Consider the following 10,497-nt stretch of genomic DNA (forward strand, 5'->3'; position numbering starts at 1 on the left):
TCACCTCCTGTACGAAAACGCGGCGCCTGCTGGCTTTGATAGCCTGAGGCGCCAGGGGTTCGCGGCCAGATGTGTGAAAGCAGGTGGAGTTGCATCCTGATGTTTCAGCAGGCGCAGCGGAGGCCGCTGGCGGCCCCCCTCATTGGCCGGTATCGACCTTGTGCCGGGCGGCATACAGGCACAGCATCTCCATCGCCAGGGTTGCCCCGGCCAGGGCGGTGATGTCGGCATGGTCGTAAGCCGGTGCCACTTCCACCAAGTCCATGCCTACCAGGTTGATGCCACGCAGCCCGCCGAGAATCTCCAGTGCCTGCACCGTGCTCAAGCCACCACACACCGGCGTGCCGGTGCCAGGCGCGTAGGCCGGGTCCAGGCAGTCGATATCGAAGGTCAGGTACACCGGGCGCTCGCCCACGCGCTGGCGAATCGCCGCAATGACCGCCTCGGCGCCCTGCCGGTGCACCTGCCGGGCGTCCAGGATGGCGAAGCCCTGGCTGTCGTCGTTGGTGGTCCGCAGGCCGATCTGCACCGAGTGGGCGGGGTCGACCAGGCCTTCACGGGCGGCATGCCAGAACATGGTGCCGTGATCGATGCGCTTGCCCTCCTCGTCCGGCCAGGTGTCGCTGTGCGCATCGAAATGCACCAGCGCCAACGGGCCATGGTGGCGGGCATGGGCCTTCAACAGTGGGTAAGTGATGAAATGGTCGCCGCCCAGGGTGAGCATCGCGCAGCCGGCTTGCAGAATGCGTTCGGCATGGGCTTCGATGCTGCCGGGTACCGACTGCGGCGTACCGCTGTCGAAGGCGCAGTCGCCATAGTCGATCACCGCCAGGTGGTCGAAGGGGTCGAACGCCCAGGGCCAGTGGCGGGCCCACGCCTGCTGCACCGAGGCGGCACGAATGGCCCTGGGGCCGAAGCGTGCGCCGGGCCGGTTACTGGTGGCGGTATCGAACGGTACGCCGCTGACCACCACATCCACCCCATGCAGGTCGCGGCTGTAGCGGCGGCGAGCAAAACTGGTGATGCCGGCATAGGTACTTTCGGCGGCAGTGCCATACAGGCTGTCGCGGGTAATGGCCTGGTCGTTGTTCAAGGCTTGCTCCACGGTCGGGCTCCTCGGTCTGCAGGGTTATTGGCGGCTGCGAAAGGCAGTCCACAGGCGGTTGCGCTGGCGCAGGTCGGCCAGGGCCATGCTGCGGTCGGCGAACAGCCGCTGACGAACTTCGGCCGGTGGGTAGATATCCGGGTCGGTGCGCACGGTTTCATCCACCAGCGGCGTGGCGGCCTGGTTGGCGTTGGCGAAAAACAGCGTGTTGGTCAGCGCCGCTACCGACTCAGGCTTGAGCATGAAGGCGATGAACGCCCGCGCCGCCTCCGGGTGAGGTGCATCCTTGGGGATGGCCAGGTTGTCTTGCCACACCAGCGTGCCCTCGCGGGGGATGCGGTAGATCAGCTCGAACGGCTTGCCGGCACGCCGGGCCTGGTCGGCGGCCATGGCGGCATCGCCGTTGTAGGTCAGCGCCAGGCACACGCTGCCGTTGGCCAGGTCGCTGATCTGCCGGCCATTGGCAACGTAGCTGATCGACGGCTGCAATTGGCCCAGCAGCTTCTGGGCAGCTGCCAGGTCATCCTTGCTCTGGCTGTACGGGTCCTTGCCCAGGTAGTTCAGGGCCACGCCGATCACTTCCTGCGGCGAGTCCGGCATGGCGATACCGCAGTCTTTCAGACGGCTGGCGTACTCGGGCTTGAACAGCAGGTCGAGGCTGTCCAGCGGTACCTCGCCCAGGCGCTGGCGCACCGCCTGTACGTTCACCCCCAGGCCCAGCGTGCCCCAGGTGTAAGGCACCGCGTAACGGTTACCGGGGTCGGCCGCGGCGAGCTTGGCCAGCAGGTCGCGGTCGAGGTTGGCATAGCCGGGCATGGCCTGGGCCTGCAACGGCTGCAGGGCATTGGCCTTCAGCGCCCGCGCCAGCACCGTGGCGGACGGCACGACAACGTCGTATCCGCTGCCCCCGGTAAGCAGCTTGGTTTCCAGCACTTCGGTGGTATCGAAGGTGTCGTAGCGGACCTTGTAGCCGGTCTCCTGCTCGAAGCGCTGCAGGGTCTGCGGGGCGACATAGTCCGCCCAGCTGTAAAGGTTCACGACTTTCTCTTCGGCTTGCAGCGGCAAGGCCAGTACCAGCGACAACAGGCACAACGATGAACGCATGACAGACACCTCGGCAAATGGGTGGATGCCGCGAGCATGTCAGCCGGGTTACATTGAAGAAATGGCAAGTTTGCAAAGCTGACATTCACCAGGAGCAATGCAATGCTCGGACAAGTGCATGACCCCGACCTGCACCTGCTGCGGCTGTTCGTCACTGTAGCCGAGGCCGGTGGTTTCAGCGCTGCACAGGGGCTGCTGGGCTTGAGCCAGCCCACCATCAGCCAACGCATGGCCCAGCTGGAAACACGCCTGGGCTACCGCCTGTGCAGCCGGGGCAAGGGGGGGTTCCGGCTGACCGAGAAAGGCCGGATGCTGTTGGAAGCCACGCGCGCGCTGCTGCTGAACATCGAGCAGTTCCGCCAGCAGGCCAACGGTGTTGCCGGGCGACTGCTGGGCACCGTGCGCATCGGCCTGGCGGAAAACCAGGACAAGCAGGTGAGCCTCAAGCTGGCGGCGGCGATCGCGGCATTTCGCCGCCGCGTCGAGTCGGTGCAACTGGAACTGATCAGTGCTCCACCGGCGGAGCTGGAGCGGTTGTTGCTGGAGCAGCGGCTGGACTACGCCATCAGCTATTTTTCCGGTAAACAGGCGGCGTTCGACTACCAGCCCTTGTTCGAGGAGCGGCAGCGGCTGTATTGCGGCAAAGGGCATCCCTTGTTCGGCGTGCCGCAGGTGCCGCGCCAGCGTTTGCTGGAGCAGGACCAAGTGCGCCACCCGTACCGTTTCATCGAAGGCGACGAGCCGTTCCAGAGCAGGCACGGCATGGCGGTGGCGGAACAGATCGAGAGCGTGCTGACGTTCATTCTGTCGGGCAGGCACATTGGTTATCTGCCGTGTCACAGCGCCCTGGCCTGGGAGGCCGAAGGGCAGCTGTGGGCACTGGACCCGGGGCTGGATTTTGTCGTGCCGTTTACCCTGGCCCGGCACCGGGCGCAGGTGGCCGGCGAGGCACAGCAGGCATTTGCCGAAGATGTATTGGCGGCCTTCGCCTGAAAGCCAAGCACGGTGCCTGTAGGAGCGGCCTTGCGTCGCGAAGGGCCGCAAAGCGGCCCCGGCAACCCATACTGAATGCTCAACCCAAAGGGCCCCAGGCACCCCTGCCATGCGCCCAGGCTCAGTAAGCCAAGCTCCAGGTCAGCGTATAGGTGCGCCCGCGCCCCTGGTAGTCATACAGGTACGCCGGCCCGTAGGTCGGCGAATAGAACAGCGTCGCGCGCTGCCCCCAGACCGTACTGTACTGCTTGTCCAGCAGGTTCTGGATACCCGCGCTGAAAGTGCCGAAACCGGTGTCCTGGCTGGCCAGCAGGTCGAAGGTGGTGTAGCCGTCGATCTCATGGTCGGCGTCGTCCTTCAGGCTGAAAGCGTGGTTGGCCTGCAGCCGCGCGCTGCGGCCGTCACCCTTCCAGCCAACGAAACCGGTGGCCTTCGACAACGACGCATAGCGGGCATCGCGTTTGATCCAGCCGCCGTCGACCGCCTCTTCCTCGGAGCGGGTCAGGTGCAGCGTGCCGCCTGCTTCCCAACCACTCTGGAAGTGGCGGGTCAATGCCCCTTCAAAGCCGAAGTCACGGCTCTTCTGCTCTTCGACATTGATGGTCAGCGTTTGCGAGTCGACGTTGATGATCTTGTCCGACCAGATGTAGTACAGCGCTGCCTGGGCGTCCCAGTCCAGGTCGGCATAGCGCCAGCCCAGCTCCACCTGACGGCTCTTGATCCCGGCCAGGGGGTTGTCTGCCACGCTCAGGCCCGGCTTGCCGTAGTACTTGGCCGGGTCTGGCAGGTCGAAGCCTTCGCCATAGTTGGCCCACGCCTGATGGCCATTCTTGAAGTCGTAAATGGCGCCGACGTTGAACAGGTTGACCTGGTAATCGTTGCTGCCGCCGGGCACGCCCTTGAAGTCGCTGACATCCACGTCCATCTGCTGGCGCCGGGCGCCGCCAGACAAGGTCAGGTTGTCGGTGGCGCGCCAGTCCAGCTGCCCATACAGCGAAACGCCATCCACCCGATAGCTCGGGTAACGTGCGGCCTTGCTCTCCTTCTCCAGGTCCAGGCCACCGGATTCGGACGAGGTCTGTGCGTTGAAGGTGGTCTGCTCCGCACTGAAGCGCTCGCGGTCCAGGTCAACGCCATAGGTCAGCTTGAGCGTGTCCCATTGCTTGGCGAACAACCCCTTGAGGCTGGAAACCTCGAAGTTCTGCTGCGAGGCAGCAAAATACACCCCCCGCGAGCCTGTAGGGGTGGCCCGGTTGTAGTACGGGAACGGGTAGAAGTTGTCGTCTTCCTTGCGGTACGACGCTTGCAGGTAGAAGTCCTGGCCGAGCACGTCGCTGTGGTGGTAGTTGGCGTTGAGCAGCAGGCGCCGGGTGCGCGGCTCCAGGCCGGCTGAATAACCGCTGCGCAGCTCGGCGTCTTCCAGGTCGGAGGGCGCGTTGTAGTTCAGGTTGGGGAAGTAGATACCGGTGCTGCCGTGGTTGCCCGAGTCGTAATACTGGGCCAGCAGGTCAAGGCTTTGCTGCTCGTTCAACTGCATGCCCAAGCTGCCGAGCACATCGACCGTGCGGTTGTACTGCAGGTCGGTCTGGGTGTTGTCGATGAATATCTGCTCGCCGGCCCCGTCGTAGAACGCTTCGTTCTGCTCGCCGGAGATACCCAGGCGGGCATTGACCCGCTCGTTGCCGCCGCTGATCGACTGGGCAAAGCGGGTGGCCAGGTCGTCGCTGTTGTTGAAGCCGCTGCTGGCACCCAACTGGGTCTCGAAACGGGCCGGCCCGGGTTCGCCCTTCTTGGTGACGATGTTGATGATACCGCCGGTGGCGCCCCCGCCGTAGATGGCGCTGGCACCAGACAGCACTTCGACGCGCTCGATATTGAACGGCGAAATGCTGTCGAACTGGCGTGACAGCCCCCGCGAGCTGTTCTGGCTGACCCCGTCGATCATCACCAGCACATTGCGCCCACGCATGTTCTGGCCGTAGTTGGTGCGCCCTTCCGGTGCCAGGTCCAGGCCCGGCACCAGCTTGCCGATGGCTTCCTTCAGGCTGACGCCACTGTCGATCTGTTCGCGCAGTTGCTGTTGGTCGACCACCCACACGGTCCCGGGGATTTCGCTGATTGCCGTACTGGTACGCGAAGCCACACTGACTTCGATCGGCTTGAGGTTGACCGCCTGCGGCGCAGCCTCGGCCTTGCGCAGGGTCACCGTGCGGGCATCGCTGAATTGCCAGCCCATGCCACTACCGGCCAGCAATTGTTGCAGCGCCTGCTCGACACTGTAGCTGCCGCGCAGGGCCGGGCCGGCCAGGCCGGCGACATCGCCGGTGGTGTACAGCAAGTGCAGGCCGGCCTGGTCGGCAAACGAGGTCAGGGCTTGGTCCAGCGGCTGCGCAGGCAGGTCGAGCTGAACCTGCCGGGCCTGCAGCTGGGCGTTTTCGGCGGTGGTCGAAGCAGCCGCCTGCAGCGGGCCGGTCAGCATGGCCAGGGCACTGCAAGACAACAGGGCATGGTGAAGTGAACCGCGGCGGCGGAGCAAAGGCTTGAGCATCAGAGACACGTAGGCGCTTCCTGGCAAGTCGTAAATGAGAATGAGTTGCTGATCAGTCCCACTACGACGATCTGGCTTGCAGGAACTTGCAGTGGCCACTGCAAATTTTTTCTGCGCTGGCCGCTCAATGCACCACGGCCAACCAAGGCAGGTAGGTCACCTTCAGCCCATACCGCTGCTCCAGGGTGCGCAACAGCGCCTGCGGCTCATCCAGGTCGAAGACCCCACTCACCTCCATCGCCGCCAGCTTGCTGTCGGACAGCACGATGCGCCCGTGCCGGTAACGCTCCAGCTCTTGCAGCACCTGCCCCAACGGCTTGCCATTGAAGATCAGCTTGCCGCGCTGCCAGGCCAACTGGGCACCGGCATCCGCCGCTACTGCCAACGGCTGCTCGCCGACCTTGGCCTCGCCCCGTGCCAGTACCACGCGCCCATCACGGCGTACGCTGAAGGTGGCGGCACGGCCCTGCACCGCTGCACCGGCCGTGTCCACCACGAACGGCCGGGCATCATCGGCCATTTCGAACAGTGCCTCACCTGCAGCCAGCACCACGCGCCGCTCATGCTCGCTGAATACCACACGCAAGGCGCTGGCACTGTTCAGGGTGACCCGCGTGCCATCGGCCAACGTCACGACCTGCCGCTCACCCACGCCAGTGTGGTAATCGGCCAACAACACCGGCGCCTGCTGCCAGGCGACCAGGGCAGTGACCAGCAATACCCCGCAGGCCGCTACGCCCGCCTGCTGCAGCCACCGGCGGCAATGGCGCAGGGCCTGGCCAATGTACTTGGCCACCATGCTTTCCGACACGCCAAGGCGTTGTGCGACCTGCTTCTGGGTCAGGCCGTCGACGCGGTTCAGCAACAAGGCCTGGCGGGCCTTGCAGGGCAACTGCAACAGCGCCTGATCGAGCAGTTGCAGGCGCTCACGCGCCAGCAACACCGCCTCGGGCGCTGGCGCTGGGCAGGCTAGCTCGCCTGCCCCGTCGCAATCATCGTGGCTGGCCGCGATGCGTTGCTCGCGGCGCAGGGCGTCGATGGCCAGGTTACCCGCCACGCGGAAGATGAAACTGCGCGCGTGCAGCACCGGCAACGCCTGCTCGTCGATGTTCACCAGCTTGAGGTAGGTTTCCTGCGCGACGTCGGCGGCACGCTGGCGGTCGCTCATGCGCCGGGTCAGGAACTGCAGCAAGTCGTCGTAGTGCTCCTGGAAACTCGCCAGCAGGCCCGACACAGGTGAAGTCAGCATGGGTTTGGGAACGACCAGTAAGAGAAGTTATCGGCTGTTAATGAGAAACAGTATCTTTCATCTGACCCAACACTTTCAACGCCGGCGCGCATTTGCCACACTGACGGCTCGTTCACTTAGGCAAGGTCGTACCCATGGTTGCTCGACTGCACCGCTACACCCGCCTGCTCATCGCCCTGTGCCTGACCAGCAGCCTGGCGGCCTGCGCGCTCCTGCAGCCACGCGACCCGCTGAACATCAGCGTGATCGGCATCGAACCGCTCCCGGGGCAGGAGCTGGAGCTGCGCATGGCCGTGAAAATGCGGGTGCAGAACCCCAACGAAGAGGCAATCGACTACAACGGCATCGCCCTCGACCTGGAGGTGAACGGCCAGCCACTGGCGGCCGGGGTCAGTGACCAGCAGGGGCATATTGGCCGCTACGACGAGGCGGTGATCGTGGTGCCGGTGAGCATCACGGCGTTCTCTTTCCTGCGCCAGGCCTACGGGCTGGGCCAGGTGGGTACCCTGCAGGGCCTGCCCTACAAGCTGCGCGGCAAGCTGGCCAGCGGGCCACTGGGCACCGTGCGCTTCACCGACGAGGGCAAGCTGGACCTGCCCAAAGGGACCACCTGGTAAACAGCGGGTGCTCAGCGGTTGGCGCTGGCTGCTGCCATCAGCTTGTTGACTTCGCTGCGGACCATGCTGGCGTATTCGGGCGGCGACATGCCCTCCAGCTCAGCGCGTACCCACTCGGCCCATTTGCCTTTGCGCCGTGGCTTCTCGGCGATCAGCCGCGCGGCTTCGCCCTTGGCCTTGCCCAGGTTGGTCTGCCACATTTCGAACAGCCGGGCCTTCTCTGCCTCGATCTGCGCCCGTTCCTCGAAGCTCATGTTGGCCAGATTGAAACTCATGCATCACCTGCTAGACCGTAAATGGCGGCTATCTTACACCAACGCGCCAACCTCACGCCGACGCAACTTTTCCGGCGCGCAAGTATCCATTGTTCAAACCACCCATCGACGAGGACACTTTCATGGCCCGGAAAAAAGCCACGCTGGCCGACAGCGATCAAATCAAGGACCAGGTCTTCAGTGAGTTGCAGGCGCTGATCGAAGAATCGGAGAAGCTGCTCAACGACAGCGCTGCCCTGGTTGGCGAAGAAGCCGACAGCCTGCGCGCGCAGGTCAGCCTGAAGCTGAAACAGGCACGCCAGGCCGCCGCAAACATGCGTGACAAGGCGCAGCCCATGGTCAACGCCACGCAGGACTACATCGGTGGCCACCCGTGGCAAACCGTGGCCATTTCCGCCGGCCTCGGCCTGGTGGTGGGCCTGCTGCTGGGCCGGCGCAACTGACCGAGCGGCCGCGCCGGCGCCACGCTTCAGGCGGCTTGCGCCAGCGGAATCCCGCTGTGGAAGCGCAGCTCCTGGTCGGGTGACTGGATAAGCTCCGCTTCCGCCGCGCGCACCAGTTCAATGCGGCGGGCAATGTCCGCCGCATCCCCATAGTGGTGTGCCAGTTTCAGGTAGCCCTGGTAATGGCGCGCCTCGCTTTTCAGCAGGCCATGGTAGAAACGGCCCAGCTCTTCATCCAGGTGCGGCACCAGCGCGGCAAAGCGCTCGCAGCTGCGCGCTTCGATGAACGCCCCGACCACCAGTGTATCCACCAGCTTGACCGGCTCATGGGCGCGCACCAGCCGGCGCAGCCCTGATGCGTAGCGCCCCGCCGACACCGGCCGCAGCGGTACGCCACGGCGTTTCATCAGGCGCAGCACCTGCTCGTGGTGCACCAGCTCCTCGCGCGCCAGGCGCGACATCATGTTGATCAGGTCAAGGTGGGTGTTGTACTTGGCGATCAGGCTCAGGGCAGTGCTGGCGGCCTTGAATTCGCAGTTCTTGTGGTCGATCAGCAAGGTTTCCTGGTCGGCCAGTGCTGCTTCGATCCAGGCGTCTGGCGTCGGGCAGCCCAGGAAGGCATCGATTTCGGGGGTCAGGGACATGAGCATGCAACCACACGGAACAGGCAGGGCTGGCGATTATACCGGCGGTGGCGGTCGGCGCCAGTGGCTATGCTTGATGTGTATCAAGCACCCGCGCGGGCAGCGGGGACTATAGTCAGGCATTGGTCGCCCCCTTTGACTGGAGTTAACGCCCATGCAAGCCATCCGCAGCATTCTCGTGGTGCTCGACCCCGAACACGCCCACAGCCGGGCACTGACCCGGGCCAAGCTGATTGCAGGTGTCACCGGCGCGCGCCTGCACCTGCTGATGTGCGACAAACGGCATGACCACAGCGCGCTGTTGAGCGTGCTGAGCCGCCAACTGCACGACGACGGTTATGACAATGTCTCCCACGAAGAGGCCTGGCGCGATAACCTGCACGACACCATCATCTACGTGCAGCAGGCCGAAGGCTGTGAGCTGGTAATCAAGGAACACCGCCCCGACAACCCACTGAAAAAGGCCCTGCTCACCCCCGATGACTGGAAACTGCTGCGCCAATGCCCGTGTGCCGTGCTGATGGTCAAGAGCGAGCGGCCGTGGACTGGCGGCAGGATTCTGGCCGCGGTGGACGTTGGCAACCAGGACGAGGATCACCGCCGCCTGCACGCCAGCATCATCGACCATGGCCATGACATCGCCGCGCTGGCCAAGGGCGAGCTGCATGTCATCAGCGCACACCCGTCGCCCATGCTGTCGGCGGCCGACCCGGTCTACCAGTTGAGCGAAACCATCGAGGCACGCTACCGTAAAGCGTGCGAGGCGTTCCAGGCCGAGTACGGCATCAGCGAGGAACGCCTGCACGTGGCTGAAGGACCGGCAGATGTGCTTATCCCCCATACCGAGCAGCGGTTGGATGCGGTGGTGACCGTGATCGGTACGGTGTGCCGCACAGGGATTACCGGGGCGTTGATTGGCAATACTGCAGAGGTGGTACTCGATGAGCTGAAGGGCGACGTGCTGGTGCTCAAGCTTGAAGAAACCAGCACCAAGCTGGCCGAACGGGTCCGGGGTTGACGCCCCCTGCAGGCGCGCCACAGCGGCGCGCCTGCACAAGGCCGCAGGTACCCGTCAGCCCAATGCTTCACGCACCTTCGGGTCCAGCCCCTCCCCGTCGTTGGCTGCAATCCACTCCAGCAACTGCCTGCGCATGGCCGGCGTCCAGAAGCTTTGCAGATGCTGGCGTACCCCTTGCACGGCCAGCGCTCGGTTAGGCTCGCTGTCGAAGTAATGGGCAATCTGGTTGGCCATCTTGACCAGGCTGGCGCTGCTCATTGGCGTACCTCGGCTTTCTCCGCTGTGCGGCGCTCCTGCAGCAGGCGCCGCTGTTCATCACTGAAGTCCTGATAGCGCTGCTGCCATTGCGAAGGCTGGAACACTTTGACCACCTCCACCGCCGTGACCTTGTACTCAGGGCAGTTGGTAGCCCAGTCGGAGTTGTCGGTGGTGATCACGTTGGCCCCCGACTCGGGGAAGTGGAACGTGGTGTACACCACCCCCGCGGCCACCCGCGCACTG

12 protein-coding genes are annotated in these 10,497 nt (G+C 64.6%); 4 read left to right on the forward strand and 8 right to left on the reverse strand.

Annotation, left to right across the window (positions count from 1 at the left end):
• Positions 1-139: 139 nt before the first annotated feature.
• Together speB and G1E_RS12235 are read right to left on the reverse strand one after the other, a co-directional pair.
• A complete protein-coding gene (speB, locus tag G1E_RS12230; RefSeq protein ID WP_009684193.1) occupies positions 140-1,105 on the reverse strand; it encodes an agmatinase in 966 nt (321 codons plus the stop codon).
• A gap of 24 nt (positions 1,106-1,129) precedes the next feature.
• A complete protein-coding gene (locus G1E_RS12235) occupies positions 1,130-2,209 on the reverse strand; it encodes an extracellular solute-binding protein (protein ID WP_047149844.1) in 1,080 nt (359 codons plus the stop codon).
• Between the two features lie 102 nt (positions 2,210-2,311).
• Here G1E_RS12235 and G1E_RS12240 point away from each other — a divergent pair, with 102 nt between their 5' ends.
• The gene (locus tag G1E_RS12240) at positions 2,312-3,202 is read left to right on the forward strand and encodes a LysR family transcriptional regulator (RefSeq protein ID WP_047149845.1); all 891 of its coding nucleotides are present in this window, start codon (positions 2,312-2,314) and stop codon (positions 3,200-3,202) included.
• Positions 3,203-3,323: 121 nt separating this feature from the next.
• On the opposite strand, the gene G1E_RS12245 is transcribed toward G1E_RS12240, so the two are convergent.
• Together G1E_RS12245 and G1E_RS12250 are read right to left on the reverse strand one after the other, a co-directional pair.
• Positions 3,324-5,750, reverse strand: coding sequence for a TonB-dependent receptor (locus tag G1E_RS12245; RefSeq protein ID WP_009684198.1), 2,427 nt, complete (start codon positions 5,748-5,750; stop codon positions 3,324-3,326).
• 124 nt (positions 5,751-5,874) lie between these two features.
• Positions 5,875-6,999 (reverse strand): sigma-70 family RNA polymerase sigma factor, encoded by a 1,125-nt coding sequence (locus G1E_RS12250; protein WP_009684199.1) that lies wholly within the window; start codon positions 6,997-6,999, stop codon positions 5,875-5,877.
• A gap of 134 nt (positions 7,000-7,133) precedes the next feature.
• Between G1E_RS12250 and G1E_RS12255 the strand changes: the two genes are divergently transcribed.
• The gene (locus G1E_RS12255) at positions 7,134-7,616 is read left to right on the forward strand and encodes an LEA type 2 family protein (protein ID WP_009684200.1); all 483 of its coding nucleotides are present in this window, start codon (positions 7,134-7,136) and stop codon (positions 7,614-7,616) included.
• A gap of 11 nt (positions 7,617-7,627) precedes the next feature.
• On the opposite strand, the gene G1E_RS12260 is transcribed toward G1E_RS12255, so the two are convergent.
• Entirely contained in the window at positions 7,628-7,891 is a 264-nt protein-coding gene (locus G1E_RS12260) for a hypothetical protein (protein WP_009684201.1), read from the reverse strand.
• Between the two features lie 122 nt (positions 7,892-8,013).
• Here G1E_RS12260 and G1E_RS12265 point away from each other — a divergent pair, with 122 nt between their 5' ends.
• A complete protein-coding gene (locus G1E_RS12265; protein ID WP_047149846.1) occupies positions 8,014-8,334 on the forward strand; it encodes a YqjD family protein in 321 nt (106 codons plus the stop codon).
• A 26-nt stretch (positions 8,335-8,360) separates the two neighbouring features.
• Here G1E_RS12265 and G1E_RS12270 read toward each other — a convergent pair whose 3' ends face one another.
• The gene (locus G1E_RS12270; RefSeq protein ID WP_009684203.1) at positions 8,361-8,978 is read right to left on the reverse strand and encodes a tRNA-(ms[2]io[6]A)-hydroxylase; all 618 of its coding nucleotides are present in this window, start codon (positions 8,976-8,978) and stop codon (positions 8,361-8,363) included.
• A gap of 154 nt (positions 8,979-9,132) precedes the next feature.
• Between G1E_RS12270 and G1E_RS12275 the strand changes: the two genes are divergently transcribed.
• A complete protein-coding gene (locus tag G1E_RS12275) occupies positions 9,133-9,996 on the forward strand; it encodes a universal stress protein (protein ID WP_047149847.1) in 864 nt (287 codons plus the stop codon).
• Between the two features lie 54 nt (positions 9,997-10,050).
• Here G1E_RS12275 and G1E_RS12280 read toward each other — a convergent pair whose 3' ends face one another.
• Together G1E_RS12280 and G1E_RS12285 are read right to left on the reverse strand one after the other, a co-directional pair.
• Complete coding sequence (locus G1E_RS12280) at positions 10,051-10,254, reverse strand: formate dehydrogenase subunit delta (protein ID WP_009684206.1); 204 nt, start codon at positions 10,252-10,254, stop codon at positions 10,051-10,053.
• A partial coding sequence (locus G1E_RS12285; RefSeq protein WP_157050333.1) for a hypothetical protein occupies positions 10,251-10,497 on the reverse strand: 247 nt, incomplete at its 5' end. The genes G1E_RS12280 and G1E_RS12285, both read right to left, overlap by 4 nt.

This window comes from Pseudomonas sp. TJI-51, from assembly GCF_000190455.2.
GTDB classification, from domain to species: Bacteria; Pseudomonadota; Gammaproteobacteria; order Pseudomonadales; family Pseudomonadaceae; genus Aquipseudomonas; species Aquipseudomonas juntendi.

Excerpts from the sequence above, each read along its gene's own strand:
- G1E_RS12235 (WP_047149844.1), bottom strand. The coding sequence starts at position 2,209 with ATGCGTTCATCGTTGTGCCTGTTGTCGCTGGTACTGGCCTTGCCGCTG.
- G1E_RS12240 (WP_047149845.1), top strand. The coding sequence starts at position 2,312 with ATGCTCGGACAAGTGCATGACCCCGACCTGCACCTGCTGCGGCTGTTC.
- G1E_RS12245 (WP_009684198.1), bottom strand. The coding sequence starts at position 5,750 with ATGCTCAAGCCTTTGCTCCGCCGCCGCGGTTCACTTCACCATGCCCTG.
- G1E_RS12250 (WP_009684199.1), bottom strand. The coding sequence starts at position 6,999 with ATGCTGACTTCACCTGTGTCGGGCCTGCTGGCGAGTTTCCAGGAGCAC.
- G1E_RS12255 (WP_009684200.1), top strand. The coding sequence starts at position 7,134 with ATGGTTGCTCGACTGCACCGCTACACCCGCCTGCTCATCGCCCTGTGC.
- G1E_RS12260 (WP_009684201.1), bottom strand. The coding sequence starts at position 7,891 with ATGAGTTTCAATCTGGCCAACATGAGCTTCGAGGAACGGGCGCAGATC.
- G1E_RS12265 (WP_047149846.1), top strand. The coding sequence starts at position 8,014 with ATGGCCCGGAAAAAAGCCACGCTGGCCGACAGCGATCAAATCAAGGAC.
- G1E_RS12270 (WP_009684203.1), bottom strand. The coding sequence starts at position 8,978 with ATGTCCCTGACCCCCGAAATCGATGCCTTCCTGGGCTGCCCGACGCCA.
- G1E_RS12275 (WP_047149847.1), top strand. The coding sequence starts at position 9,133 with ATGCAAGCCATCCGCAGCATTCTCGTGGTGCTCGACCCCGAACACGCC.
- G1E_RS12280 (WP_009684206.1), bottom strand. The coding sequence starts at position 10,254 with ATGAGCAGCGCCAGCCTGGTCAAGATGGCCAACCAGATTGCCCATTAC.